This is a genomic window from Paenibacillus ehimensis NBRC 15659, from assembly GCF_004000785.1.
GTDB classification, from domain to species: domain Bacteria; phylum Bacillota; class Bacilli; order Paenibacillales; family NBRC-103111; genus Paenibacillus_G; species Paenibacillus_G ehimensis.
This window is the reverse complement of the sequence record NZ_BILX01000005.1, coordinates 1-25,715: the sequence shown is the minus strand read 5'-3', so window position 1 is coordinate 25,715 and position 25,715 is coordinate 1. Positions and strand designations below refer to the sequence as shown.

Below are 25,715 nucleotides of genomic sequence, written 5' to 3'. Positions count from 1 at the left end.
CGGTGGAGTCTTCGGTACAGGTCTTGGATTTATTTTTTTCGGGGGAGCTGAGCTATTTCATAGGCTCGATGGCGGCGTCCATGCGGTCGGCATGCAGCAGCCGCCGACGGTCTGCCGCTGAGCCCCGGTAAACGTACGAAGGCGGCGCTTCGGCGGAGCCCGAAGCTGCCGGACGGGCTCCGTTTGCCGCGGTGACGGCGTCCGAGATCAAGCTGCGGTGAGGCGACAGACGGCATACCGGGTCCGTCTGCCGGGCATCGCCGGTGAGCAGGTAGGCTTGGCAGCGGCAGCCACCGAAGTCCTCGAAGCGGCGCTCGCAGCTGCGGCATGGCTCCGTCATCCAGCTCGTGCCGCGAAAGGCGTTCAGCGCGGCGGATTCGTACCAGATCGAAGCGAGGCTCCGGTCCGTAACCGAATCGAATGTGAGCGTATCGATGCCTGAGGCGGCAGGGCAAGGCAGCACTTTGCCGGTCGGGGACACGGTGAGCGAGATCCGGCCCCAGCCTCCCATACAAGGCTTCGGCAGCTCGGCGTAATAATCCGGGACGACCCAGATTAGCTCCATCTGCTTGCCGATCCGTTTCTTTAGTTCGTCAAACGAGGCTTCGGCCGCCTTCAACTGCTCCTTCGTCGGCATGAGCGTCTCCCGATTGACGAGCGCCCAGCCGTAATACTGCGTGTTGGCCAGCTCCAGCCGCGACGCCCCCCAAGAGAGGCAAAGCTCGACGATTGCCTCGAGTTCCCCGATATTGTGCCGGTGCAGAACGACGTTCATATTCAAAGGAAGACCTGTGGCCCGGATGAGCGCGGCGGCTTGCCGCTTCCTGTCGAACGCCTGAAAGCCCGCAATATGGTCGGACAGGCTCGGGGTCGCTGCCTGAAGGCTGAGCTGCAGACTGTCGACCCCGGCTTCCGCCAGCCGGCGGAGGCGCGCTTCGGTGAGTCCGACGCCGCTTGTGATCAGATTCACGAATAGGCCGAGCGAACGCGCCCGTTCGATGAGCAGTTCGGCGTCGGCCCGCAGCAGTGGCTCCCCGCCTGTCAAGTGCAGCTGGACGACGCCCAGCCCGGCGGCTTCCTCCAGAATGCGCAGCCATACGTCGGTGGACAGCTCCTTGTCCCGCCGTTCCAGCTCCTGCGGATTGGAGCAATACGGACAGCGGAGGGGACAGCGGTGGGTCAGCTCGGCGTTCAGCGCATACGGCAAGCTCAGCTCCATCGCTCCACCCAGCCTTCCTCCGCAGCCTGCGTTAAAAACTCGGCAATCTCGTCCTGCAGTCCGGTCTGTCCGTATTTCGCCTCGAGCTCGCGCGTCAGGTCCCCGACGGTTCGCCGCCCGTCGCACAGCCGCAAAATCGCTCCGGCGGTCTCATTCAATTGAACGACACGCTCCGGGAGCAGCAGCAGCTCCTGCTTGCGCAGCGCGTCGAATTTCATGCGGGCAGGGGGACGGATTGCCGGCCGTTCCTGTACCCCCCAGCTCATACGCGGTTCTCCTCGACCGGGTAAGCAAGCTGCAGCGCATCGAGGAGCGACCACAGCACGTCGCACTTGAACGAGAGCGCGGCGACCGCCCGTTCCTGCTCGCGGCGGGTGCGGTATTCGCGCAGCACGAGCTCCAGCCCGTGCTCGGCGTCGCGCGGCGCTTGACGAAGCCGGGTACGGAAATAGTCCAGTCCCTGCGGGCGAATCCACGGATACAAGTCCTCGAAGACGATGATACGCCGGGAGACGAGCGTCGGCGCGAACAGCTCCGTCAGGGAGGAAGCGACGGCCTCGGGCCATGGCTTCAGCCGGCAGAAGTTGACGTACGCGTCGACGGCGAAGCGGACGGCGGGCAGCACAAGCCGCTCGCTGAGCAGGTCCTCGCGGGGAATATCGACGGCCTCCCCGAGGCGAATCCACGCTTCGATGCCGCCTTCGTCCCCCTCGCGGCCGTCGTGGTCGACGATGCGCTGGAGCCAGCGGCGCCGGTCCTCCAGCGTAGGCAGCTTTGACAGAATGAGCGCGTCTTTGACCGGGATGTTTTTTTGATAATAAAACCGGTTGGCGACCCAGGCCCGAAGCTGCTCCGGGCTGAGCTTTCCCTCGTGCATGCGGATGTGAAAAGGATGCTTGTCGTGGTACCGCTGCTCTCCGATCCGGCGCAGCCGCATCACGAATTCGTCGTTCGACCATGGCTCGCTCATCGTCATACCTCCAGCTCCATGCCGTCGTATCCGATTTCGATGCCGAGCGCAAGCAGCGTATGGCATTCGGTCGACGCGGGATTCAAGATCGGATTGGTGTTGTTAATGTGCACATAGATTTTACGCGCCGCGGTCAGGCGGGCGAGCCGGTGCAGGCTCCCGTCCGTTCCGCCGATCGGGACGTGCCCCATGTCCCAAGCGGCCAACTCCGAGACGCCCAGCCCCTTCAGCTCGTCGGCCTGCCAGAAGGTGCCGTCCAGCAAAACGCAATCCGCATCCGCAAGCTGCCGCTCCAGCTCGTCCGACCAGGCTTCGACGCCCGGGGCGTAGATGACTTTGCCGCCGGTCAGCCGGTCCTCGATCCGGTAGCCGACGACCCAAGCCGGAGCTTTGCCGCCTTCGTCCCCGCTCAAGCATCCGTAAGCATAACGGGGCGCCTTGGACCCGAGGCAGAAGGGGGTAACCTCCAGCCTTCCGGCGAACAAGGCAAAAGGAACGCCGGGCGTAATCTCCCGCCAACGCGCGCCCGCATACGGCTCCAGCATATGGCGCACGGGAAACGGACCGGCCAGCGCTCGCATGACCGGATCGGCCGCAAAAATGTCCAATGGTCCGCCCTCCCTTAAGCTAAGCAGCCCGATCGTATGATCGAGCTCCGCATCGGTTAGCAGAACTCCCGCGATCGGCGTGCTGCGGAGCCCCGGTCCGGGTCTAAGGGCGGGCTGCGATTCGATCTGCTGGCGGATATCCGGCGTAGCGTTGATCAAGTACCACGCGGCCCCGTCACTGCTGACGGCCACGCTGCTTTGCATCCGGGTAAGCGCCTGTCCGTCGCGGGCACGTGCCAAGCGGCAGTTGGGGCAAGTGCAGTTCCACTGCGGGAAGCCTCCTCCGGCCGCGGTCCCAATGATTTTGAGAAGCATCCGTCGTCCCCCTTATGAAGGGATGCCGGATTTCTCCGGCAATCCGATTGTTGTGCGCTGCGTTTAAAGAAGCGTTTATTTCTGGCAGGCATAACCGGTCACTTCGGCACATACGTCGATGATTTTAGCTTTTGGCTTTACCCACATCGCCGTTCCCTCCTTCCGTACTCGAATTCCCGGTAAAGTACAATCCGGCTGCAAGCTGCCGCGGACGCGCATCGGACCGGGGGCCGTGTCCACAATGTATCCTATTCGAACGTCCGCAGTGATATGTATTTTTATGGAAAAATGACTCGGGTTTTGTTCAAAAGTATCCTTTTCTCACCTTTAATGGTTCCGGTCGGATTTCGGATCGTTTGGCTAAACTTGTTTTTAGCTTGGCCGGCTCTGCGCTTCTTCGTTACAATATAGGGATATCAAACAAAGACGGGAAGGAGATTTGTTGAGATGATACATCGGTTGGACATGACACAGCCTGACGTAGCCGAGCAGGTGCTTCGGGTACAGCTTCCGGCCTACCGGGTCGAAGCGGAGCTGATCGGCTTCGACGGCATCCCCCAGCTCCGGGATACGGTCCGGACATTGATGCAAGCGGAGGAGACGTTTTACGGCTATGCTGCGGACGGGACGTTGGCGGGGGTCGTTGCGGTCGAAAAGCAGGAGGATGTGCTGCACATTACCCGGTTGGTCGTGCATCCGGATTATTTCCGCAGAGGCATCGGGAGAAGTCTGGTTCAGTACGCGCTTGAATCCGAACCGGGGATCCGCAAATTTGCGGTGAGCACGGGGGCCAAAAATGTATCCGCGATTTCGTTATACAGGCAATTCGGATTTGCGGAAACGAAAGACATCGAAGTCGCGCCCCGGGTGTTCATTACGATACTGGAAAAAGAAGCTCATTAATCCGGCGTACGTCGGGAAAAAGCGGGAACATTTTTTGCTCCGGCCGATGTACAAGAATTGAGCCTTGCCGAGCGGGCGGCGTTTCTGTAAGTATAGAGATGCAAAAGCGGCCGGAGTCCCGCGCGTTCTGCTTGAACTGGGGGGACGTTTGGCCGAAAGCCGCTGGGAGGGACCGGAATGAAAATGAACATGGTGAAAATTTTGACGATCCTGGCATTGGTGATGCCCGGCTGGTTTGTCCCGACAGGAGGAGGGATCGGGATGGCCGCTACAGGGAGTTTGGTGTTGAACGGCGATTTTGAAACCGTTGTCACGGACAGCTCCGGAAAATGGACGGGAGGAAAAGCGCCGGCCAACTGGACAGGCGGATTCAAGGTCGGCGGGGGCGCCTTCGCTGTAGACTCCACACAAGCGCACGGCGGTACGAAAGCTCTGAAGCTGTCCGGAGGCACGACGTCGGACCGGGCTTCCGTCACGCAATCGCCGCTCGTAACGCCGAACAAAAGCTATAAGCTGTCTTTGTGGATGAAGACCGACAACGTGAACGCCGGAAGCGGCGGCATGTATGTCCGGACGCAGTATCTTTATTATAACGGCTCGACGAACACGAAAATCGGCGACGGTCCGCTAACGCCGAAATTAAAGGGAACCAACGATTGGCAGCCGTACGATCTGTACCTGACGATTCCGTCGAACGTGAACAAAGTCGTGGTGGAGCCGATTTTCGATTTTGCTTCCGGCACCGCTTGGGTGGACGATGTGACGCTCACGGAGTGGACCGGGGCGACCGGTCTTGCTTTGGAGCCAACCGGAGTATCCGTCGAAGTCGGGAAAACCGCGCAGCTGACTCCGGTCATTACGCCGGGCAGCGCGGCATCCGGTGTGACGGTGCTCTGGTCGTCGTCCGACGCTTCGGTCGCTTCCGTATCGGCCTCGGGTCTGGTTACGGGCAATCGGGTGGGCTCCGCCACAATTACCGCACGGACCGATGACGGCCGTTTGTCCGCTCAATCGATCGTCAGCGTGGAAAGCGCTCAAATGATGCAGGCCTACGATACGATCCGGTTGAAATGGCTGGACAAGCTGACGGGCGGGACCGGCTATGATCCTGCGGATGCCGACTACGCATATTTTCTGAACAATCTGGCTTCCTCCGTCAGCAATGCGGAGCAAACCGGATTTTGGAACAAGCTGAACACGGCGGCGGGACGCACGTATCTCTGGAGCGATCTGGCCAGCACGACCGTCTCCGCGCAGATGACATCGAACTTCTCCCGCTTAAGAACGATGGCGGTCGCTTACAAGACGCCTTACTCGGCTCTGTACAACAATCCGGCGCTTAAGAAGGACCTTGTCGAGGCAATGGACTGGATGTACGCGAACCGGTACAACGAGAACAAAACGCCGTATGACAACTGGTGGGACTGGGAGATCGGGGCGGCTCAAACCGTGAACGATATTCTTGTGCTGCTGTATGACGATCTGACCCCGGCGCAGGTGGAGCAATACATACGGGCAATCGACAAGTTTTGCCCGGACCCGGTCTATTCCTCCGTTCTCGGAGTGAAAGGGAAGAAGCAGAACGGCGCGAACCTGCTGGACAAAGCACTGGTCGTCACGCTTCGCGGCGTGATCGGCAAGAACGGCGCAAAAATCGTACAGGGCCGCGATGCGATCGGCAGCGAGTTCGTCTATACGACGAGCGGTGACGGGGTGTACCGCGACGGCTCGCTGGTGCAGCACACGAACATCGCTTATACCGCAGGGTACGGCGGCGTGTGGCTGAAGGGCGCTGCGGATATGGGCTACATGCTGAACGGCTCGCCCTGGCCGATTACGGACCCGCGGACGAACAATGTATACGATTGGGTAGCGCAAAGCTTCGAGCCGATCATCTATAACGGGCTCGCGCTCGATATGACGAACGGGCGGGGCATTTCCCGGCAGACCGCGGGCTCCGCCCGGGGGCTGATGATGACCATCCTGCGCATGTCCGACGGCGCACCGGCGGATAAAGCCGCTGCTTACCGCAGCATGGTCAAGGAATGGATTACGAAGGATCGAATCACCACGAATTATTATCAGGCGTCCTCGTCGATTTATGAAATCAAGCTGCTGAAAGGATTGTTGAACGATCCCGGCGTGCAGCCGCGGGGCGAGCTGGTGAAGAGCCAGATCATGGCGGGCATGGATAAAGTGTTCCATTTCCGTCCCGGCTACCTGTTCGGCGTCAGCCTCTTCTCCGACCGGATCTCCTCGTTCGAGAAGGGCAACGGCGAGAACCTGAAGGGCTGGTATACGGGCGTCGGTATGACGTATTTGTACAATGAGGATCAGACGCAGTACCGCAACGATTTTTGGCCGACGGTGGATTCGTTCCGGCTGCCGGGCACGACGACGGACGGCTCCGGCAAAACGCTGACGGCGACCGATTGGGCAAGCTATCCCAATACCCAAACGTGGGTGGGCGGCTCTACAATGGACGGTCTGTACAGCGCGGTCGGCATGGACTTTACGCTCAAGAAGCTCACCGGCAGCGATCTGGGGGGCAAAAAATCATGGTTCCTGCTTGACGACGAAATCGTCGCCCTCGGCGCCGGAATTACTTCTACGGGCAGCAATCCCGTAGAGACCATCGCCGATAACCGCAAGCTGACGGACGGGAACGACAACATTCTGACAATCGATGGGACCGTCGTGCCGAAGGAGACCACGAACCTCAACCGGACGGTCCAATGGGCGCATCTGACCGGGAACGTTCCGGGGACGGACATCGGGTATTATTTCCCGAACGGCGCGAATGTGGCCGTGAAGCGGGAAGCGCGTACCGGAGCGTGGAAGGACATCAATACGGGATTCAGCTCGACGCCGATCACCCGTAACTACCTAAGTCTGGCTTTTGCGCACGGCGTCAAGCCGGTGAACGCGGATTACGCTTACGTTCTGCTGCCGAACCGGAATGCGGCGGCAACCCAGAGCTACAGCGCGCAGCCGCCGGTGTCGATTCTCGCGAACAATGCTCAGGTGCAGGCGGTGCGCAAGTCGTCGCTCGGGATCACGGCGGCGAATTTCTGGCAGGCCGGGACGGTCGATGGGCTGACGGCGCGAAATCCGGCCTCCGTGATGGTGAAGGAACAGAATGGAGAAATCACGCTCTCCGTTTCCGATCCGACGCAGAAGCAAGCGTCGGTGACCATCGAGCTGAACCGCGGCTCGCTGGTGCCGGTCAGCCAGGACAGCACGGTGCAGGTCGTTCAGACATCGCCTACGCTGATCGTGCAGGTGAACGTGTCCGGTTCGGTAGGGGCGACGCATACGATCAAGCTGCGCGACCCGCTCGTCCCGCATTGGGAGGGCGGCGCGCTGCAGGCCGCTGGCGTCTCGGAAACTGGCGTCTCCCTCGCCTGGTCCGGGGCGGTGACGAGCACGGTAGCCGATGCGACGTACCGCATCTATCAGAACGGAGCCCCGATCGCCAGCGTCAGCGGCAGCACTTACGGGTATGACGTGCGCCAATTGGCGCCGGGCACGATTTATACGTTCGCCGTACAAGTGGCGGATGCGGGCGGACGCGTCAGCACTGACGGTCCAAGCGTCACAGTAACGACTTTGCGTACGGAGCGGCCGGACACGGCCGCTCCTACGTGGCCGTTCGGCAGTACGCTGACCGCGGCGGAAGTGACCAGCGGCGAAGTCAGGCTCGCTTGGACGCCTGCCGCCGATGACAACGGCGTAGCCGGATACCGCGTCGGTTGGGGCGCCGGTCAATCCGCCGCCGTGGCCGGCAGCGTGTATTCGACCGTGATCCGGGGCTTGGCCCCGAATACGGCGTATACGTTCCGCGTCGAGGCGGTGGACGGCGCGGGCAATTGGAGCGCCGGAGGACCTAGCGTGACGGTGACCACGGCGGGCTTGGCGCCCGAGAAGCCGGGTCCCGGCCCGGACCCGGGGCCGAAGCCTGAGCCTGGGCCAACGCCTGAGCCCGGCCCCGGCCCGCTGCCTGAACCAGGGCCGGGCCCTAAGCCGTCGCCGGAGCCGGATTCGGGCTCCGATTCGGAGTCCGGCTCGGACTCGGGCTCGTCAACACCCGGGGCTTCGCCGGGTTCCGCTCCGCAGCCCGGAGCTTCCGGCTCGGCTGCAGCAGGATCGAACGACCCGTCCAAGAAGTCCGGAACGGTCGTCGTGAAGGAAGAGGAGCTTCGGCGGGCAGCGGATGGCAAAGTGACGCTGCGCATGGATGAAGCGGCAGCCGAACTGGCGCTGCCGGCGCAAGCGGCCTCCTTGCTGCGGAACAATCCGCTGGAAGTGGAAATCGGCAAGGCGGCGCTCACGATTCCGGCCGCGGTGTTGGAGCAAGTGAGCGGCAGCCTGCCCGCGGATACGGCGGACGCGCGGATTATGCTGCGTGTGCGCCCGGCAAGCCCGGCCCATTGTCGGAGCTGCGCTTGGCGGGCACGGTGTATGAGCTGCAAATCAGCGCGGTTGTGCAAACCAAGCCGGTTTCCCGTCTGGAGAAGTTCTCCGCGCCGGTCGTGCTGAAGCTGCCTTACGATGCCGCCCGGGCGTCCGATCCGGACAGGCTGGGCATTTACGCCTATAACGAGACGTCGAAGACATGGGATTTTGTCGGGGCGAAGGTCGATAAAGCGGCGGGGACGGTGTCGGCAGCCGTTACGGCCTGCTGCACGTTCGCCGTGTTAGATTACGACAAATCGTTCGCGGATGTGCCGGAGGATCATTGGGCGCATCGCACGTTGAAGGTCATGGCGTCCAAGCATATCGTCAGCGGAGTGACGGAACACGAATTCAACCCCCAAGGCGCTACGACGCGCGCGGAATTTGCCGCCATGCTCGTTCGCGCGCTTGGACTGAAAGCAAGCCCGTCGGGGACGCCTTTCCGCGACGTGGAGCCGAAGGCGTGGTATGCGGACGCGATTGCGGCTGTCCATGAAGCGGGGGTAGTCGACGGGGTGACGGGCACGTCGTTTGCTCCGGGCGAACCGGTCACCCGGGAGCAAATGGCCGTCATGCTGATGCGGGCTTACGCTTTCCAGGGCGGCAAGGCCGCGGAGCCGGATGCGCAGCAGCTTGCGGCCTACCGCGACGCCGGACAAATCTCCGCTTGGGCGGAGGACGCGGTCCGGCAGGCGGTTAAGCTCGGCTTCCTGCAGGGGCAGGCGGAAGACCGGCTTGCACCGCAAGTCCACGCGGCACGCGCCGAAGTCGCTCAAGTGCTGCTGCACATGATCACGGCGGCCGACGCGCGGGGGGAGTAGCGCTTGCCTGACAGGACCATAGAAAGCCATCTACGCAGGCGCGCCGTGCTTTTTGACCGGTGCGCCTGCGGTCTTGCCAAACGGCCGGATGACGCATTAGACTAAAGTGGAGAAAGCGAGGGGGAGTCACACACCATGAAACGCACCTATTTCCGCATACGGAACCCGTTTGCTTCGTTTCGCAAGTCGATGCTGCGGCGCATGCTCGCCGTATCGCTTTTTGCCTCCATCTTCCCCGTCATCTTTGTCGGGTTCTCCAGCTATTGGTTTTCGTCTTCCGCGATCCGGGAGGAAGTGGACCAAGCCAACGCCCGTGTCTTGAAGCACGCTTCGTATTCCATCGATACGGCGCTGCAGCGGGTCCGCAGTAATGCGCTCCAAATGCTGCTCGGTTCGTTTTTCAACGGCAACCTGACGGAGCAGAAATGGACGAACTACGCCGGATTCTACTCCAATTTGTTCCAAAACCTGTCATCCCTTCAAAATAGCAACGCCGAGATTAGCCGCATTGTCATGTATATCGCCGAGGACGATTATCTGGTATCGCCGGATCAAGGCGGACGTAAGGTAGCCGGCGAGGAGGACCGCCGGCAGCTGCAGGGCCTGCTTGCTTCCCGCGAAGCGATGTACTGGAGCCACGATACGTTCCGGTTTATGGAGGACACCCCCGGCGGGCAGGCGGGCGTGACGCTCGTGTGTCAGGTGCCGTTTCAAGCCTCGGAGCCGATCGGCCTGCTGCTTCTGCAGCTCAATCCGTCGTTCCTTCAGGAAAATATGACGCGATTTTCCGCTTACCCGGGCGAGCTTTCGTTCATCTTGGACGAGGAGGGCCGGGAGGTCGTCTCGTCCGCCGGACAGTCTGCTCCTCAGGGGTTGTATGAGCAGGTGGGAGAGCATCCCGGACGCGCCTTCTCCTTCGCATGGGAGGGACGCGATTATTTGGTGACCGCCCTCCATTCTTCCTTCAACGGCTGGACGTACCTCGACATGGTGCCTTTGCAGGAGCTGAACGCCAAATCCCGCGGCATCGCAGTCATCACCGTTGCGATCGTGCTGGTGTTCCTGCTGCTCGGCGCAGCGGCCACGGCTTGGAGCACGAAGCGGCTGTACCGGCCGATCGAGCATCTGGTCTCGCTGGTGCGCGGGAACCGGGACGAGGAGCTGCTGGCCGACGAGATCGGTTACGTGCAGAGCCGGTGGGCGGAGCTGTATCAGGCGACAAACCGCCTCCAGACGCAGCTCAACCGGCAGCTGCCGGCGATTCGCGAGGCGTTCGCGCTGCAGTGGCTGCAGGGGCACTATGCGCATTATACGTCGGAGCAGCTTCCGGTTCTGTTCGAACGCTACGCCGTGCCTTATCGGCACACGCATGCCGTGTTCGCGCTCGCTTACGATCAATCGCCGGACGGCAGCAGCCGGTTCCGGGAAAGCGACAAGGAATTGATCGTTTTTACGATGAAAAATATCGCGCAGGACGTACTCGCGCAGCAGGGCGCAAGCGGCATGGTCGTGAACCTGCTGAACGATCAGATTGCCGTTTGGCTCTGGGAAGACACGGACGACCCTGCGGCATGGTTCGCGCAGGTGCAGGAATTGGCTGCGGGATTGCGCGCTATGCTGGCCGACTACTTGAAGCTGCCGGTCACCGCAGGGCTTGGGGACGGCCCGGGGGCGCCGGGCGGCATGCCGAGACTGTTCGCCCAGGCGGCGATGGCGATCCGCTCCCGCTTCTGGGCGGGGACGGGTCAAGTGATCCGCAGCGGGGCCGGAGACGCCGGCGAAGCCAAGTCCTACCCGTACCCGTTCGAGATCGAAGCGGGGCTGGAGCAGGCGCTGCGCAACGGCGATGCCGTGGAAGCGGAGCTGCAGCTTGAGCAGTTCGCCGCCTATGCGCAGGAGACGCTGCGGGAGACGGAGCGGATTCGGACGGCCTATTACCAGCTCCTCACCGCTGCGCTGCGGGTCGTCTTCCTGCTCAATCTGTCGCTTAAGGAAGGCGACGGGACCGGCGACGAAACCGACCTGTATGTGCAGATCAAGAACGTGCATTCGATCCAAGAGCTGAACGACTGGTTCCGGGAGCGGCTGATCCGGCCGATTGCCCGCAAGGTGCAGCAGAGGCATCATCAGGAATACGAGCGGACCTTCGAGACCGCCGTCGCTTATATCGAGGCGAATCATCATATCGATCTGTCTCTGGATCAGGTCGCCGAGCGCTGCGGACTCAGCCCGCCTTATTTCAGCAAGCTGTTCAAGCGCATCATAGGAGTGTCGTTCATCGAATATTTGACGGCCTACCGCATCGACCGCGCCAAGACGCTGCTGAAGACGACCGGCCTGTCCGTCGCCGAAGTGGCGGAGAGCGTCGGCTACCAGCCGAAAAATTTCATCCGCGTATTCAAAAAACAAACCGGGCAAACGCCCGGTCAATTCCGTGAGACGGGTTCGGCGTAAGGCCGGACCTGTTTTATTTTGTCGAACCGCCAAGCCTTACTCCTGCGGCAGTTTGGTTGAAAAGCCTTCGATCAACACGCTTAAGCCAAAAGAAAACTCCTTCTCCCAATCCGTATTCGTAATATGGGGGGCCAGGCGGATCGTGTTGGGAAATTGCTCCTCCGGCAATTGGCGAAAAAAACGGTTATATTGCTCGCCCAGTGCTTCAAACGAAGCATGATCTTCATCCCCGGCAAAAGCGTGAAGCCGGGTTTCTTCGGCGACGAAGCCCAGCACATAGTTTTTCAGCATGGACGCGATCCACGGGATTTGAGGGTCGGCGAAGCCGGCCGAGACGAAGAGCTGATAGAGCTTTTCGATTTGCGTTAGACGCTGATAGCCTACCCCGATGGTAAGCTGGAACAGCTCCACCGCATCCCGGTGCTGAAGAAGGACTTTCCTGAACTGAATTCCCCATTGCAACACCTGCTCTTTCCATGGAAGCGACGCCTCCGGCCAAACCATTTCCCCGCTGATTTTATCCGAAAGCAATTGCATCAACTGTTCCTTATCTTTGAAATGATAATATAAGGAGGCGGTTTTGACCTGCAGCTTGTCTGCGATTTTGCGCATGCTGAGTTCCTTCAGGCCGATCTCATCCAGCACTTGGAGCGCGGTTTGAAGGATACGAGTCCGGTCGAGCGGAATATGCGCAGCTTCAGCCTCCGGCCAACCTGGGATCGAGACTGGGGGAGAGATCCTTTTCCTAGCCATGAGAATTCACCCTTTCCGTTGACAAGTATACCATATTCGATTATTCTAACACTATTAGATTAATCTAATATAATTAGATTCAAAAATGATCCTGTTGAGCACCGCAATAAGGTACATATTCTGCCCTGCGGTAGAGTCAAAGTTATAAAGGAGGCAACTTTATGAAACTGAACCACTTGAATCTTTGTGTCAACGATCTGTCCGAAGCAACGGATTTTTTCCAGAGCTTATTCGGCTTTCAACTGCTCGGTCAGAAAGGCGACACCCTCGCCGTGATGAGCGATGGAGAGGGCTTTACCCTCGTTTTGAGCCGTTTTGGAGAAGAAACCGTAGCTTACCCGAAGGATTTCCACATCGGATTTTATGTTGAAACGATGGCCGAGGTAGATGCGTTCCACGCCAAGCTCGCTGCCGCCAATATTCCTTCGGATCATGGTCCCAGAAAAATGAGAGGCGGCTACACCTTGTACTTTACTGCCCTTGGCGGCGTGCTCTTTGAAGTCACGTCTTTCTTTCGCGAATCTGAATGACAAATAGCAAGAAACCGCCCCATATCGAATCGGTTTCGATACGGGGCGGCACTTTTATCGCCTAGTGTTATTGAATAAATTGCACGTCGTAGCCTTTTTGCTTCAATTGGTCGAGAACCATATCCTTCACCGCATAGTGCGCCGCACCGATGACGACAAAATAAGTGGATTTACCGTCTTTCTCCAACAATTCCGCCAGTTTTTTCGTCATGTTCTTGTCCCGTTCGCCGAGCAGTCTTTGAGCCAGCCCGCTTTGGTTAAACTGCTGCGAAGAAGCGGAGAAGGCTTGGCTAAAGCCGTCCAAGTCCCCCTTGGCCCACAGCTGCTGCCATTGCTTGAACTGTGCAGCCATATCCGGAGCATTGGCGTCAGGCGTTAACAGCTGGTCCAGCACCGCGTTCAATTCTTTCTCTTGCTCCTGCGGAGACGCGCTGCTCAGAACATCGCCTTGCAGCTTGAACCCCTCCAGCTCCTGAACCGGTTTTCCAGCCAGCTTAGCACTCGACAGGAAGTGCATATCAACCCCCAAAGCGGTCGCCTGCGCCAACTCCTCAGGAGATTTCATAAGCGCCGTAAGGGACAGGTTGGAGTTGATCACCCAAGGCTTAAGCTGATCGAAGGCTTGCTTGGGCAGTCCCAATTTATCGATTACGCGCTCCAGCTTTTCATAGGTTTCTTTGGATACGTGATCCTTCAACGTCGTGCCGTCGTTATAGCTCGTCAGACTGGCGAAATACTCCAACCCTGCCGTGTCGTCCGGCATGAGATTCACTTCGACCAGCAGCGCGTCGGACGATTGGAACGCATCCTTGACTTCCTTCCGCAGCGGATACATCTCTGGAATGCCCAGGTGAATCGATCCGAGCAAATACATCGTATTGTTCCCTTTGGTCACTTTCCAGAAAAGCCCTTTTGCCCCGCCGTCGGCAGTTTCGTAGGCATATTCGATGACCCGGCTGGCCAGCACGGCCGCCTGCTCGACGGTGCACGGTTGATCCAGGTCCAGACCGCTGTCCGTCCCTTGCACGATGCCTTTTTTCTGCAAATACGCAATCGCCGAAGCATCCTTATCCATCCCGAAGTCTGCCGGCAGCTCGTACTGCTTTAACAAACCGAACAAAGCTTGCAGAACGGTGTCTCTAGTGATCGTTGCGGTTCCCGATGGCAGCGTGAACTCGCCCTTTTTGCTTAATCCCAGCGCATCCAGCTTCACTCCGGCCGCTTGGACTAACGATTGAAGTCTATCATAGGCAATCGGCTTTTGAAAGGTTCCGTCATAGTACCAGGACTGCGGGAAAATGCCGTATTTTTCCCCTTCGTTCAGTACGCCGATCGACCATGGACTGATCTGCGGCGCAGCTCCCGGCGCTTCGTTCGCCAGTGCGGGTACGACGGTTCCGAGCATCGTGGTGACGGCGAGCAAGCCCCCGGCCAAACCGCGTTTCCACTTGTTCCATATTCCGGATTTCATGCGATATTGCCTCCTAGATGTATGTAGTAGAATCATAGATGAAAGCAGTACTGATTATAGCCCTTCCGGCTGGAAAACTCAACCATAAGGGAGGAAACGCGGGCTGCGGTCATGCTCATTTTTTATATGCCGGCGAAGTTAAGAAGTGGGCATGACGCGGGTAAATCGTGCACCGGCGCGTCTTTTCAGCATCTGTCGCGAGGGGCGATGCTCCTTTTTTGACCGGAAACCGCCCCAAGAATTGCGCCTTGCCGCCGTTTCCGCTTCGCTGTACGATGCAGACATATTCGATCGAAAGACGGATGGATCTGACTACGCAGGAGGTGGAAGCATGAGTTCATCCGAAACGGAAGCGGTTCGCGGTACGAACGCTCCGGCCGGCTTGCGGAAGAGCGGAGCCGGGCCGAAGACAAACGGCTTCATCAAGGAATGGGCGGTTGCTTTGCGGAGAGACAAAGGCTTATACTTGCTCGCGGCGCCGGGATTGCTGTTTTTTCTCGTTTTTAAATATTTCCCGATCTGGGGATTGGCTCTGGCTTTCAAGGATTACTCGCCTTGGAGCGGCTTCTGGGGGAGCGAATGGGTAGGGTTCAAATATTTTCAGGAATTTTTCTCGAACCCCGACTTCTGGATTTTGTTCCGCAACACGATGGGGATCAGCTTCATGAACATTTTATTTTTCTTCCCAATGCCGATTGTGCTGGCGCTGCTGCTGAACGAAGTGCGCGTGCTGTTCTTTAAGAAGTTCGTGCAAACGGTCATTTACCTGCCCCACTTTTTGTCCTGGGTCGTCATTGTGGGCATCTGCTTCCTGCTGCTCAGCCAAGGCACCGGCGTGGTCAACCAATTGATTACGGAATCCGGGGGCAAGTCGATTGCTTTCTTGACGAACCCGGACGGCTTCTGGCTTATGCTGACCGCGCAGAGCATCTGGAAGGAAGCGGGCTGGGGGACGATTATATTTCTCGCGGCGCTTACGGCCATTAACCAAGAGCTGTACGAGGCGGCTCAGATCGACGGAGCGAACCGCTGGAAGCAGATGCTGAACATTACGCTTCCGGGTATCCGCAGCACGATCATCGTGCTGTTCATCCTGCGGCTCGGACAAGTGCTGGAAGTCGGCTTCGAGCAAATCTACCTGATGGCGAGCGCGCCCGTGTCCAGCGTGGCCGACGTGTTCGACACCTACGTGTACCGCGTAGGCATCCTGAACGGCAGGTTCGGCTATGCGACCGTCGTCGGCGTCTTCAAATCCGTCGTCGGCCTCATTCTCGTCGTTGCGGCCAACCGTCTCGCGAAGCGTTTCGGAGAGGAGGGGCTATACTGACATGAAAGCATCGGCCTCTTACCGTTTCTTTCAAGCGGCGAATTACGTGCTGCTGACCGTCATCTCGCTGCTGACGCTGCTGCCGTTTCTGTATGTGGTGATCGTCTCGTTCACCGACGCGAACGAGTACGTGACGAAGTCAGTCGTTCTTTTTCCGGAAAAATGGAGTCTCGACTCGTACCGGTACATCTTGTCGACGGGGACGTTCCTCCGGTCGATGGGCATCAGCGCCACGCTGGCCGTCGTCGGCACCCTGCTCAGTCTTGCCGTAACCAGCTCGCTCTCGTATGTGCTGTCGCGCAAGCGGCTTAAGGGCAAGCAATTTTTCCTCGTGGCAATTTTGCTTACGATGCTGTTTCAGCCGGGGATGATTCCGAACTATATGCTTGTGGACAGCCTGGGCCTTACCGATACGATCTGGGCGCTCATTTTGCCGGTGCTGACCGGGGCCTGGTACGTGTTCTTGATGAAGAACTTCTACCAGGACGTGCCCGCCGAATTGGAGGAGGCCGCCAACATCGACGGCTGCTCGGACATCGGCGTCTTCTTCCGGGTCATGCTGCCGCTGTCGCTGCCGGCGCTGGCCGCTTTCGGACTGTTTTTTGCGGTGGCCTACTGGAATACGTATTTCAGCGCGGTGCTGTACATTAACGACGACTCGCTGCGGCCGATGCAGGTGCTGCTCCAGCTGCTGCTGATTCAGGCGTCCACGCAGGTGGCCGATCCGAGCATCGCCGCCATGATCCAAAGCGAGCAGACCGTGCCGCCCGATGTCATCAAAATGGCTGCCGTCGTCATCTCCTCGCTGCCGATCATTGTAATTTATCCGTTTTTGCAGAAGTATTTTGTCAAGGGTATGATGGTGGGCTCGGTCAAAGGCTGATGGCATCCTGGTCTGACCGTGTCCGGCCGTTCACCGATAAAGGATTTTCGCCTCGCATCCGGAAACATACTTAAGGGAGGTCATCTTGAATGAAAACGATGAAAACAATCGCAGCGGGCGCCGTATCGGTTGCCCTGGTCGCTTCGCTCGCCGCCTGCGGCGGGAAGCCGTCCGGCGACGCCGCTCCGGCCGCCCAGGGGGACGGTAAATCCGGCAAGCCGATGGATATCACCATCACGACGATCGCGTTCAGCGCGGCGCCGACCGGGGAGCTGGAAGGGCTGAAGAAGATCGGCGAGAAATTTAACGTCAATCTGAAAATCAATTACATCCCGGCCAACAATATTACGGAAAAGCTGAACGTGCTGCTGGCGTCGAGCGACATTACCGACGTGATGTTCGTGGAGGATTTCAACACGACGCCGAGCTTCCTGAATGCGATCGACAAAGGCGCGTTCTGGGAACTGACGCCGCATATCAAAAATTACCCGAACTTATCCAAATATCCGCAAAATGTTTTTGATAACGCCTCCATTAAAGGCAAGCTGTACTCGCTGCCGCGGGTGCGTCCATTGGACGGCTCCGAGGCGCTCCTGCTGCGTAAAGACTGGCTCGACAAGCTCGGCCTGCAGCCGCCGAAGACGATGGATGAGCTGTATAACGTGCTCACGGCTTTTGCGAAGAACGATCCGGACGGCAACGGCAAAGCCGACACGTACGGATTGGCGCTCTTCGGTTCGCCGGGCCCGGCCGGGTATCTGATCAGCATGTTCGGCGCGGGAACCGGTTGGCAGAAAGGAGCGGACGGCAGCATCACCCCGAACTGGATGACGCCGCAGGCGAGAGAGGCGATGCAGTTCTGGAACAAAACGTTCCAATCCGGAGGCATCGTGCCGGATCTGCCGGTCATGAAGAGCCAGCAGGTGCGCGACATGCTCGTGCAAGGAAAAGCCGGGGCGGCGATCACGAACGTCTCCGACGCCTATAAATTCAACCAAGACCTGAAAAAAGCGAATCCGAACGCCAACCTGGTGGCTTATGAGATTCCGAAAGCTGCGGACGGCAAAGCGCATTATGAGCAGGCCATCGGCTATTACGGCCAATTCCTCATCAGCAAGAAAGTAAGCGAGGAGAAGCTGAAGCGCATTCTGGAAGTGTACGATTATACCGCTACCGAGGAAGGCTACAATCTGGGAACGTACGGCATCAAGGATACGGATTTCACGATCGGCGCGGACGGTTCGGTCACGCAAACGGAAGAAGGCAAGAAGAAAGGCTATTCGGGCGACTCCACGGGCCAATGGGTAACCGGCTATTACAACAAGTATTTGCGCGCCAGCGTGCCGGGCATGCCGTCCGACATTCTCGAATACAATAAAAAGCTGGTCGATACGATTGCAGGACAATCCGAGCCGAATCCGGAATTCGGGCTGCCGAAATCGGCGCCGTTCAAGGAAAAAGGAGCCGACTGGAACAAAAAGATCAACGACATGATGATCAACGTCATTATCGGAAAGGCGACGATCGAGGATTGGGACAAATTCGTCAAGACGATGAAGGACGACCCGGGCTATCAAAGCCACATCAAGGAAATGAACGACAGCTTTAAGGCCAAGGGCCAGAAGTAGCTCCGCAGAGGAACGAACGACGCCATCAAGCCCGCCTGTTGCTCCCAACGGAGTGGCAGAGCGGGCTTGGTTGGCTGCGAGGACCTGCGGAAATTTGGAAGTAACGGAAGGAGATTGCGGATCATGAAGCATGAGCCACGGTTAGCCGTACCGACGGAGCAGCAGCGCCGCTGGCAGGATATGGAGCTTGGGATGTTCTGCCATTTTGGCATCAATACGTTTTGCGATCAGGAATGGGGCGACGGCTCGGACTCGCCCGAGCGCTTCCATCCGACGGCCCTGGACGCTGTCCAATGGGTCAGGACCGCGAAGCAGGCCGGTTTCCGCTATTTTATATTGACCGCGAAGCACCATGACGGCTTCTGCCTGTGGCCGACCCGGACGACGGATTATTCGGTGAAGTCGAGCCCGTGGCTTGACGGAAGCGGCGATGTCGTGCGCGCTTGCGCGGAGGCCTGCCGAAGCGAGGGGCTCGGGTTCGGCATTTATGTATCGCCCTGGGACCGGAATGCGGCTTGCTATCGGGACCGCGCCGCTTACGACGACTTTTACGCCGAGCAGCTGACCGAGCTGCTGACGCAGTACGGGCCGCTCGTCGAGGTATGGTTCGACGGGGCCGGGTCCGAAGGCCGGGAGTACGATTGGCCGCGCATCATCGCGCTTGTCAAACGGCATCAGCCGGACGCGATGATTTTCAACATGGGGGCGCCGACGATCCGATGGGTCGGGAACGAGGATGGCGTCGCGCCGTATCCGTGCTGGAACACAGCCGAGACGGCCCGGGTCAGCATGTTTACCGAGGCGGCCGTGAACTGGCTGCCGGAGACGCCGGCCTGGCTGCCGGCCGAATGCGACGTACCGATCCGCAGGAATCACTGGTTCTGGCATCCGGACGACGAAGCCCGGCTGCTGAGCCTGGAGGAGCTCATGGACGTGTATTACCGCTCGGTCGGGCACGGAGCGACGCTGCTGCTGAACGTAGCTCCGGATCGGCGGGGGCTGCTGCCGGAGGCGGACGTGGAGCGTGTACTGGCGTTCGGGGAGGAGATCCGACGCCGTTTTGGCAGGCCGCTCGCCGAGCTGAGGGGAGCCGAAGGTACGGCGGAATTGGCGCTGGAGGAGCCTATGGAGCTGGATCATGCCGTGCTCATGGAAGATATCCGGTATGGCGAGCGCATCCGGGAATATTCGCTGGAAGCACTGGTGGACGGCCGGTGGATCGAGCTCGTCCGAGGCAGCGCGGTTGGCCACAAGAAGATCGACCGGTTTGCTCCGGTCCGCACGGACCGGATTCGTCTGAACGTGCTGGATAGCATCGCCGCGCCAAAAATCCGCTCGCTGTCCGTTTATTTCGTTTCCGGAGAGGAACGGAATAACTAGATTCTCGGAGGCGCTGCGGACAGAAGCGGCCCATCGTTCCGGTTCACCGGGCGCTCCAGCTCGTCCTTTCTGTTATAATGACCGTAAAAGGCACGGAGGAGCTGTTGACGAACGATGACAGCTTCCCGTCATGACACGGCAGGAGGGCGGAGCATCTGAGAACGGATCGTTTGTTGGCCATTACCGTGCTGCTGCTGAATCGAAAAAGGCTCAGCGCCAAAGCCTTGGCCGACCGGTTTGAGGTATCCACCAAGACGATTTACCGCGATATCGAAGCGCTTAGCCTGGCGGGCATTCCGATCGTCGCGCATCAGGGGACGACCGGCGGTTTTGAGATTATGGAGCAGTTTACGATCAGCCGTCAATTTCTGGCTCTGGACGAGCTGCTGTCCATGCTGGCGGCGGTTCAAGGCATACGTACGGCATTCGACGACCAGTCGGTTTCCAATCTTTTGGAAAAAGTAAAAACGATGCTGCAGCCGACAGAGCGGGAGCTGCTGGAGCACGGCGGAGCGCCGCTGACGTTCGACTTCAATCCGTGGGGGCAGAGCGCGTCGGCAAGGGCAAGAGTACAGGCGCTTAGAACCGCCATTGGGGAGCGCCGTAAAGTTACATTTCGCTATACGAATCTGGGGGGAGCGGGAACCGAGCGGACCGTGGAGCCGGTAGGTCTGATCCTCAAAGGCTATCTGTGGTATTTGCACGCGTACTGCACGCTGCGGGGCGAATTTCGCGTGTTCCGGTTGTCCCGGGTCCGGGAGCTGCGCGTGACGGAGGATCGCTTCGAGCCTCGTCCGGTACCGTCCTTGGACTCGTATTCCTGGCAGCCGGAATGGTCGGAGCCCGGCGCTTTGGATGTGGTGCTGACCTTTCGGCCGGAAGTCCGCGACCGGGTGGAGGATACGTTTCCGACGGAGCAGGCGGAGCGGCTGCCGGACGGTTCGATCCGCATCCGCGGCAGCTATCCGGCCAACGAATGGTTTTACGGCTGGATGCTCAGCTTCGGGGACAAGGTGAGAATCGACGAGCCGGCATTTATGGCGAGGGAGCTCAAGGACCGGGCGCAAAAGATTGTCGCGCAGTACGCGGAACTATGACAGGGTGCTGTCCAATTTGCCATCGTATACTAAGAAACGAAGGTTACGGAACAATACGATTCCAGAATGCAATTATACGATGAAAAGAGGACGAACCTATGGAAACCAGCTTTGCTTCCAAATCCGCAATGAACCTTGTCGGCGTGAGCGCCCGAACGACGAATCTGCGTGAAACCGGTCCGGACGGAGCGATTCCGCAGCTGTGGAACGATTTTTTTGCTGCAAATTTGTCCGGGATTGACGGGGTGAGCGAGCCGCATTTGACCTATGTGCTGTATACGGATTATGAGAGCGACGTGAATGGAGCCTACACGGTGCTGATCGGTCATGCGTGGGCGAAGGAGGCGGCACCGGAAGGAGTGGCTGTGGAGGCGGTTCCGCAGGCGCGGTACGTCGTGTTCAAAAGCGAGCGGGGCCCGGTGGCCCGCGTCGTGACCAAGGCGTGGCAGCGCATCTGGGCGTGGTTCGAGACGTCTTCGTACGAGCGCGCCTATACGGGCGACTTCGAGGTATACGATGCGCGCGGCTTCGACCCCGGCGATGCCGAGGTCGAGATTTACGTGGCGGTACGCGAGGCCTGATCCGACGGAAACAGCTTGATTGCTTTGGAAATGTGAAGGGGGCCGTGTGACGGTCCCCTTTTAAGTTTCGCTCGTATCCGGGCTTACTTCGTCTTTTTCTTCCATTTTTTATAATTGAAAATGAAATTATTTTTGTCCGTATGTACTCTATACTGGTGCAAGTTGGCTTTGACGGTTCGCGTTCCGTCCGTTCCAACTTTAATTTTCAGCGACTTCACGCCGGACTCGACCGGAATCAGCAGGTATCCGTTATGCGATTTGTCCATTTCAAATGCTTGCTCCGTCCCGTTTGGAAACTCAGCCGTAAATACGGCATCCGCGTTGGAACTGATCACAACCCGGTATATCGAACCGTCTACATTAGGTTTTATCTCTTCTTTTCCATCTCCCGACTTAAAGTAAAAGCTGCCGGCCTCGGATGTCTCCACAGCAAAATAATCCATAACCTCATCGGACTTGTTCCTTACGCCTGGCGGATCGTTCGGGGGCTGGTACGCGTAAGCCGCTGTCGATCCGGTCAAAGAAAGGCACAATGCCAAAAGTAAACGTTTTTTCATTTGGTTTTCCACTCCTGAAAATAATGGTTTCGCCTTACCTACGGCTCAATAATGGCAGTTGATCTTGTTCCAAGCCTCCGTATGCTTGGTTTCGGGGGATAGGATGCAGGCCTGATGCACACCGCCGGGGTCGAAGGTCAGAATCGTGTAATACGACTGGCGCTTCCCGTCCTCCATAAACGTAATGTCGGCTCGTCCATCCATATGTTCCCGGTCGTGAGGCACCTTTAGGTTGCTGTATTCGACGGGGTAGAAGCCCTGTTTTTTCAGCTCATGCATCGCCGAGATCCATTGTGATTTAATAGCATCGCTGGTTTCGGCGTCGCGTCCATTCCGGCTCAAGGACTTCGAGGCCTTCTCGTAATCTCCGCCGGAGACGGCGTTAAGGAACGCTTTCGCATCGCTTTTATATTGCGGGCCGAGGAACCATCTCAAGGGAGCGAACGGGTCCGTGAAAAGGATCAGAACGCCGACGATAGCGAAAAAAAATAAGGGGATAACAAGCAGCAAGCGAAACCTGTTCATAGCAGCCCCCGTATAAACAGTATATTTAGCCTGATTTTACCATTAAAGGACGTTCTTTCACAATTCCCCTTGTTGACATTCGGAAAACACTCGTACGGTACAATAAAGGGAGCAAGCCGGATAAGAACGGACGGTGAAACGATGAAAACAAAAGGGATGCTGCTGCTTGTGGTCGTGCTGGTGTCCTTGGCGCTGTATTCCAAGCTCCCGGCTCGTGCCGGAACGGCGGCGAAGGTCGGAGCCCAGGCGCCCGCTTTCTCGCTCACGGGGTTGGACGGGCAAACGTATACGTCGGAGCAATTTCGCGGGAAGCCGTTGATCGTCAATTTCTGGGCCTCGTGGTGCGGACCGTGTAAAGAGGAGGCTCCGGCACTGGTGCGGCTGTATGAGCGGTACAAGGACCGGGTAGAGCTGGTGGCGGTCAACATTACGGCCAAGGACCGGATCGAATCCGTCCAGGCATTCGCCTCGGCGTACGGTCTGCCATTTCCGGTACTGCTCGATGAACGGGCCGAGACGGCCCAGGCATACCGTATCGTGCCGATTCCGACAACCTATCTGATAGACCGCAACGGCATGATCGCGGATAAAATTACCGGCGCTGCCGACGATGCCGCTTTGGAGAAAAAAATAACGGCGCTGCTGCAGCGTTAGAACGACGAATCGCCCTCCTCCAACCGTGTTCCGAGCTGGAGCGAGGGCGATGATCGTTTTTGACGAGCTTTATTAAGCCGTGTGCAAATAACGGGCCGTTTCCGTCCGGTAGGCGCCGATGGCAGGGAGAATGCCCGCGACCATGCCCAGCAGCGCAACGCCGCCGATGACGGCCGCCGTATCCCAGCTGTAAGCGACCGAAACCGTCACGGATATTTGCGAGCCGATGTAATCCGACAACAGCCAGGTGAGTCCGCCGCCGAGCGCTGTACCCATCACGCAGCCGAAGAGCACCACCAGCACGGATTCAAGCAGCACGATCGTGACGACGGCGCTGCGGCTTGCGCCGATGGCGCGCAGGATGGCGACGGTCCGTCTTCGTTCCACGGTGGAGCCGTACAGGGCGAGAACGACGGTTAACCCGGCCATGCCCAGAACGACATAGCTGATATATGTCAAAATTTGCTCGCCGCTGCCCATCATATCGAAGATTTTGGCGATCACTTGTCCGGGAAATACCGCTTGGGCTTCTTTGCCTTGGTTGATCTCCTGATACATCTTCATCAGGTCCACGTAGCTTCGCGGCTTCACCAAAGCGGCGGTCACGCCATGCTCGTCTTCCTCGTGCTTCTGCTCCTCCGCATGCTCATGGCTGATCCAGTAGCTGTCCATGCTGACGTAGATCCCTTGATCCGAAGGGGCCGATACGCCGTGCAGGATGCCGACGACCGTGTACGGATGATCCTTGTGGCCTTCGTCGTGCTGCAACGATTTCGCGACGCCGTGACCCGAAATGAGCCGGTCCCCGACCTTCAGCCCGGTTTCCTTGGCGACCTTGGCGCCAAGCACCGCCTCGAACGGTTTCTCGAACAGCCGCCCGGCCGCGAGCCGGAAATAAGGCGGGTCGCTGGGCTTCCCTTTCAGCGCGAAGAAGGAAGGGGTCGTGCCGACGAGCCGGAACCCTTTATAATTATCGCCGAGCGCAAACGGAACCGCTTGCGTTACCCGGGGATCGTTCTCGAGCGTACGGTAATAGTCGAGCGAAATATTCGCCAAAGGATTGTCCATCAAAAAGATCGTATTGAACACGAGCTGATTGGCGCTGCCCTTGGAGCCGACGATCATGCCGAACGGCTCGCTCGCTTTGGCGATGCCTTGCTTGATGCCTGCGGAAAGCATCATAATGCTGAGCGTCATCGCGACGCCGATGCCGACGACGATGACGGTAATGAGCGTTTGGACCCGCCGGTTCATGAGGTTGCGCCAAGCCATGTGCAGCAAAGACATGAATTACCCGACCTCTCTGGTATCGAAAATGGAAAGCTCCCGGAGGCTCACGACGCGGTCCAATCTGCCGGCCAGCTCCGGGTCGTGGGTGCACAGCAGCAGGGCCGTCCCGTTCTGTTCGCAGGCTTCGGCCAGCAGCGAAAACACCTGCTCCGCATTGGCATGGTCCAGGCTGGCCGTGGGCTCGTCCGCCAGCACAAGGGCCGGGCGGTTCGCCAGCGCACGCGCGATGGAGACGCGCTGCTGCTCGCCGCCGCTGAGCTGGCCCGGCTTGTGGTGAAGCCGGTGCTCAAGTCCGACCTGCGCCAGCAGCTCGCTGGCGCGCTGCTTTTGCGCCTTCGGCGGCACGGTTTTGCCGAACTGCATGGCCGCCAGCACGTTCTCCAGCGCGGTGAAGCCCGGCAGCAGGTTGAAGCTCTGGAACACGAAGCCGATATGCTGCGCGCGGAAGCGGTCCAGCTCCGCTTCGCTCAGCCGTTCGAGCTGCCGGTCCAGCAGGCGGATGGTGCCGCTAGTAGGCCGCAGGATGCCGGCGATGAGCTGGAGCAGGGTGCTTTTGCCGGAGCCGCTCGGTCCGACCAATGCGACCCGTTCACCTGCCTGCATGGCAAAATGGGCGATATTCAGCACGTTCACCTGCCGCTTGCCCGGAAGGGGATACGACTTGCTCAAGTTCTCGGCATGCAGCATTACTTCAGCACCTCCACGCTGTCTGCGTTGATGCGGATCAGGCTGACGAAGCCGGTCTCTTCGTCCGTTTGCGAGCCGACACTGAGCGTGCCCGTCACTTTGACCTGATGCTCCGTCGGCGTCACGTCCTTGCCCTTGGGCATAAAGACGACCACGATATCCGCCGGCCAGTCCGCATCCGTCGAACAGAACGGGCAGACGGTGAGCGCGACTTTGGTCAGGACGAAAAAGTTGACTTTGGCGGTCAACGGCGGAGCCATGAACCCGGTCATTTCCACTTTCTTTCCAGCCAGCTGATTCACTTTATCCGAAAGTTTAACGCCGCGAACCGTCATTTCGGCGTACAGGTCCTCGAAGGTCAAAACAGGCGTTTTGCCCGCTTCCTTCACGATATTTTTCGCCGCCGTAGCTTTTGCTTGCTTCGCCGCCGCTTGGTCCGCCGCCGCAGGCTGGGCGCCCGCTTCCGCAGCCGGCTTCTCCTGCGTCGGCGCCGTTCCGGCTGCCGCGGGAGCGCCTTTGGCGGCCGCGTCAGCCGATGCTTGCGGGTCGGGAGCCGCAGCGCTCCCCGTGGCTGTATCGCCCGCCGGGGCCGTGCCAGCGGGCGCAG

At 59.0% G+C, this 25,715-nt stretch carries 23 protein-coding genes; 12 read left to right on the top strand and 11 right to left on the bottom strand.

What is annotated here, in order from left to right:
• Positions 1-52: 52 nt before the first annotated feature.
• The 4 genes from pqqE to pqqB are packed head-to-tail and all read right to left on the bottom strand — an operon-like array spanning position 53 to position 3,112.
• Positions 53-1,219, bottom strand: a complete 1,167-nt coding sequence (pqqE, locus tag PEH01S_RS04370) for a pyrroloquinoline quinone biosynthesis protein PqqE (RefSeq protein ID WP_246062789.1) — start codon at positions 1,217-1,219, stop codon at positions 53-55.
• The gene (gene pqqD / locus PEH01S_RS04365) at positions 1,210-1,485 is read right to left on the bottom strand and encodes a pyrroloquinoline quinone biosynthesis peptide chaperone PqqD (protein ID WP_025849042.1); all 276 of its coding nucleotides are present in this window, start codon (positions 1,483-1,485) and stop codon (positions 1,210-1,212) included. The genes pqqE and pqqD overlap by 10 nt, the downstream gene beginning before the upstream one ends.
• On the bottom strand, positions 1,482-2,189 hold the full coding sequence (gene pqqC, locus PEH01S_RS04360; protein ID WP_025849045.1) for a pyrroloquinoline-quinone synthase PqqC: 708 nt from the start codon (positions 2,187-2,189) through the stop codon (positions 1,482-1,484). Before pqqC ends, pqqD begins: the two co-directional genes overlap by 4 nt.
• 2 nt (positions 2,190-2,191) lie before the next feature.
• A complete protein-coding gene (gene pqqB, locus PEH01S_RS04355) occupies positions 2,192-3,112 on the bottom strand; it encodes a pyrroloquinoline quinone biosynthesis protein PqqB (RefSeq protein WP_025849046.1) in 921 nt (306 codons plus the stop codon).
• A gap of 447 nt (positions 3,113-3,559) precedes the next feature.
• Here pqqB and PEH01S_RS04350 point away from each other — a divergent pair, with 447 nt between their 5' ends.
• The 4 genes from PEH01S_RS04350 (at position 3,560) to PEH01S_RS04335 (ending at position 11,745) form a co-directional block, all read left to right on the top strand.
• A complete protein-coding gene (locus PEH01S_RS04350) occupies positions 3,560-4,015 on the top strand; it encodes a GNAT family N-acetyltransferase (protein WP_025849047.1) in 456 nt (151 codons plus the stop codon).
• Positions 4,016-4,192: 177 nt separating this feature from the next.
• A complete protein-coding gene (locus PEH01S_RS04345; RefSeq protein ID WP_127484078.1) occupies positions 4,193-8,554 on the top strand; it encodes a polysaccharide lyase family 8 super-sandwich domain-containing protein in 4,362 nt (1,453 codons plus the stop codon).
• Positions 8,461-9,291: an S-layer homology domain-containing protein gene (locus PEH01S_RS04340; RefSeq protein WP_164827672.1), complete on the top strand. Its 831-nt coding sequence runs from the start codon at positions 8,461-8,463 to the stop codon at positions 9,289-9,291. The genes PEH01S_RS04345 and PEH01S_RS04340 overlap by 94 nt, the downstream gene beginning before the upstream one ends.
• A 135-nt stretch (positions 9,292-9,426) precedes the next feature.
• Positions 9,427-11,745: an AraC family transcriptional regulator gene (locus PEH01S_RS04335; protein WP_127484076.1), complete on the top strand. Its 2,319-nt coding sequence runs from the start codon at positions 9,427-9,429 to the stop codon at positions 11,743-11,745.
• A 36-nt stretch (positions 11,746-11,781) separates the two neighbouring features.
• On the opposite strand, the gene PEH01S_RS04330 is transcribed toward PEH01S_RS04335, so the two are convergent.
• Positions 11,782-12,498, bottom strand: a complete 717-nt coding sequence (locus PEH01S_RS04330) for a TetR/AcrR family transcriptional regulator C-terminal domain-containing protein (RefSeq protein ID WP_025849052.1) — start codon at positions 12,496-12,498, stop codon at positions 11,782-11,784.
• Between the two features lie 161 nt (positions 12,499-12,659).
• On the opposite strand from PEH01S_RS04330, the gene PEH01S_RS04325 reads away from it, so the two are divergent.
• Positions 12,660-13,028 (top strand): VOC family protein, encoded by a 369-nt coding sequence (locus tag PEH01S_RS04325; RefSeq protein ID WP_025849054.1) that lies wholly within the window; start codon positions 12,660-12,662, stop codon positions 13,026-13,028.
• A gap of 67 nt (positions 13,029-13,095) precedes the next feature.
• Here the strand turns inward: PEH01S_RS04325 and PEH01S_RS04320 are convergent, their stop codons facing one another.
• Positions 13,096-14,499 carry a TraB/GumN family protein gene (locus PEH01S_RS04320; protein WP_025849056.1) on the bottom strand — a complete coding sequence of 468 codons (1,404 nt, stop codon included), beginning with the start codon at positions 14,497-14,499 and terminating at the stop codon, positions 13,096-13,098.
• A 331-nt stretch (positions 14,500-14,830) separates the two neighbouring features.
• Here PEH01S_RS04320 and PEH01S_RS04315 point away from each other — a divergent pair, with 331 nt between their 5' ends.
• The 6 genes from PEH01S_RS04315 to PEH01S_RS04290 all read left to right on the top strand — a co-directional run bounded on the left by PEH01S_RS04315 (position 14,831) and on the right by PEH01S_RS04290 (position 21,395).
• On the top strand, positions 14,831-15,826 hold the full coding sequence (locus PEH01S_RS04315; RefSeq protein ID WP_127484075.1) for an ABC transporter permease: 996 nt from the start codon (positions 14,831-14,833) through the stop codon (positions 15,824-15,826).
• Position 15,827: 1 nt separating this feature from the next.
• On the top strand, positions 15,828-16,709 hold the full coding sequence (locus PEH01S_RS04310; protein WP_025849059.1) for a carbohydrate ABC transporter permease: 882 nt from the start codon (positions 15,828-15,830) through the stop codon (positions 16,707-16,709).
• 89 nt (positions 16,710-16,798) lie between these two features.
• Complete coding sequence (locus PEH01S_RS04305) at positions 16,799-18,337, top strand: extracellular solute-binding protein (RefSeq protein ID WP_127484074.1); 1,539 nt, start codon at positions 16,799-16,801, stop codon at positions 18,335-18,337.
• Between the two features lie 123 nt (positions 18,338-18,460).
• On the top strand, positions 18,461-19,717 hold the full coding sequence (locus PEH01S_RS04300) for an alpha-L-fucosidase (protein WP_127484073.1): 1,257 nt from the start codon (positions 18,461-18,463) through the stop codon (positions 19,715-19,717).
• 170 nt (positions 19,718-19,887) lie between these two features.
• Positions 19,888-20,814 (top strand): helix-turn-helix transcriptional regulator, encoded by a 927-nt coding sequence (locus PEH01S_RS04295; RefSeq protein ID WP_246062788.1) that lies wholly within the window; start codon positions 19,888-19,890, stop codon positions 20,812-20,814.
• 98 nt (positions 20,815-20,912) lie between these two features.
• Positions 20,913-21,395: a GyrI-like domain-containing protein gene (locus PEH01S_RS04290; RefSeq protein WP_127484071.1), complete on the top strand. Its 483-nt coding sequence runs from the start codon at positions 20,913-20,915 to the stop codon at positions 21,393-21,395.
• Positions 21,396-21,478: 83 nt separating this feature from the next.
• Here the strand turns inward: PEH01S_RS04290 and PEH01S_RS04285 are convergent, their stop codons facing one another.
• Together PEH01S_RS04285 and PEH01S_RS04280 are read right to left on the bottom strand one after the other, a co-directional pair.
• On the bottom strand, positions 21,479-21,952 hold the full coding sequence (locus PEH01S_RS04285; protein WP_025849068.1) for a hypothetical protein: 474 nt from the start codon (positions 21,950-21,952) through the stop codon (positions 21,479-21,481).
• A 45-nt stretch (positions 21,953-21,997) separates the two neighbouring features.
• Positions 21,998-22,477 carry a hypothetical protein gene (locus PEH01S_RS04280; protein WP_025849070.1) on the bottom strand — a complete coding sequence of 160 codons (480 nt, stop codon included), beginning with the start codon at positions 22,475-22,477 and terminating at the stop codon, positions 21,998-22,000.
• Between the two features lie 141 nt (positions 22,478-22,618).
• Between PEH01S_RS04280 and PEH01S_RS04275 the strand changes: the two genes are divergently transcribed.
• Entirely contained in the window at positions 22,619-23,131 is a 513-nt protein-coding gene (locus PEH01S_RS04275) for a TlpA family protein disulfide reductase (protein ID WP_025849072.1), read from the top strand.
• A 72-nt stretch (positions 23,132-23,203) separates the two neighbouring features.
• On the opposite strand, the gene PEH01S_RS04270 is transcribed toward PEH01S_RS04275, so the two are convergent.
• The 3 genes from PEH01S_RS04270 to PEH01S_RS35105 form a co-directional block, all read right to left on the bottom strand.
• A complete protein-coding gene (locus PEH01S_RS04270) occupies positions 23,204-24,418 on the bottom strand; it encodes an ABC transporter permease (RefSeq protein ID WP_025849074.1) in 1,215 nt (404 codons plus the stop codon).
• A 3-nt stretch (positions 24,419-24,421) separates the two neighbouring features.
• Positions 24,422-25,108 carry an ABC transporter ATP-binding protein gene (locus tag PEH01S_RS04265; protein WP_025849075.1) on the bottom strand — a complete coding sequence of 229 codons (687 nt, stop codon included), beginning with the start codon at positions 25,106-25,108 and terminating at the stop codon, positions 24,422-24,424.
• Positions 25,108-25,715: hypothetical protein (locus PEH01S_RS35105; protein ID WP_407669415.1), on the bottom strand; the 608-nt coding region annotated here is incomplete at its 5' end. The genes PEH01S_RS04265 and PEH01S_RS35105, both read right to left, overlap by 1 nt.

Bases quoted from the DNA above. Each gene is read 5' to 3' on its own strand.
- pqqE (WP_246062789.1), bottom strand. From the start codon at position 1,219: ATGGAGCTGAGCTTGCCGTATGCGCTGAACGCCGAGCTGACCCACCGC.
- pqqD (WP_025849042.1), bottom strand. From the start codon at position 1,485: ATGAGCTGGGGGGTACAGGAACGGCCGGCAATCCGTCCCCCTGCCCGC.
- pqqC (WP_025849045.1), bottom strand. From the start codon at position 2,189: ATGAGCGAGCCATGGTCGAACGACGAATTCGTGATGCGGCTGCGCCGG.
- pqqB (WP_025849046.1), bottom strand. From the start codon at position 3,112: ATGCTTCTCAAAATCATTGGGACCGCGGCCGGAGGAGGCTTCCCGCAG.
- PEH01S_RS04350 (WP_025849047.1), top strand. From the start codon at position 3,560: ATGATACATCGGTTGGACATGACACAGCCTGACGTAGCCGAGCAGGTG.
- PEH01S_RS04345 (WP_127484078.1), top strand. From the start codon at position 4,193: ATGAAAATGAACATGGTGAAAATTTTGACGATCCTGGCATTGGTGATG.
- PEH01S_RS04335 (WP_127484076.1), top strand. From the start codon at position 9,427: ATGAAACGCACCTATTTCCGCATACGGAACCCGTTTGCTTCGTTTCGC.
- PEH01S_RS04330 (WP_025849052.1), bottom strand. From the start codon at position 12,498: ATGGCTAGGAAAAGGATCTCTCCCCCAGTCTCGATCCCAGGTTGGCCG.
- PEH01S_RS04325 (WP_025849054.1), top strand. From the start codon at position 12,660: ATGAAACTGAACCACTTGAATCTTTGTGTCAACGATCTGTCCGAAGCA.
- PEH01S_RS04320 (WP_025849056.1), bottom strand. From the start codon at position 14,499: ATGAAATCCGGAATATGGAACAAGTGGAAACGCGGTTTGGCCGGGGGC.
- PEH01S_RS04315 (WP_127484075.1), top strand. From the start codon at position 14,831: ATGAGTTCATCCGAAACGGAAGCGGTTCGCGGTACGAACGCTCCGGCC.
- PEH01S_RS04310 (WP_025849059.1), top strand. From the start codon at position 15,828: ATGAAAGCATCGGCCTCTTACCGTTTCTTTCAAGCGGCGAATTACGTG.
- PEH01S_RS04305 (WP_127484074.1), top strand. From the start codon at position 16,799: ATGAAAACGATGAAAACAATCGCAGCGGGCGCCGTATCGGTTGCCCTG.
- PEH01S_RS04300 (WP_127484073.1), top strand. From the start codon at position 18,461: ATGAAGCATGAGCCACGGTTAGCCGTACCGACGGAGCAGCAGCGCCGC.
- PEH01S_RS04290 (WP_127484071.1), top strand. From the start codon at position 20,913: ATGGAAACCAGCTTTGCTTCCAAATCCGCAATGAACCTTGTCGGCGTG.
- PEH01S_RS04285 (WP_025849068.1), bottom strand. From the start codon at position 21,952: ATGAAAAAACGTTTACTTTTGGCATTGTGCCTTTCTTTGACCGGATCG.
- PEH01S_RS04280 (WP_025849070.1), bottom strand. From the start codon at position 22,477: ATGAACAGGTTTCGCTTGCTGCTTGTTATCCCCTTATTTTTTTTCGCT.
- PEH01S_RS04275 (WP_025849072.1), top strand. From the start codon at position 22,619: ATGAAAACAAAAGGGATGCTGCTGCTTGTGGTCGTGCTGGTGTCCTTG.
- PEH01S_RS04270 (WP_025849074.1), bottom strand. From the start codon at position 24,418: ATGTCTTTGCTGCACATGGCTTGGCGCAACCTCATGAACCGGCGGGTC.
- PEH01S_RS04265 (WP_025849075.1), bottom strand. From the start codon at position 25,108: ATGCTGCATGCCGAGAACTTGAGCAAGTCGTATCCCCTTCCGGGCAAG.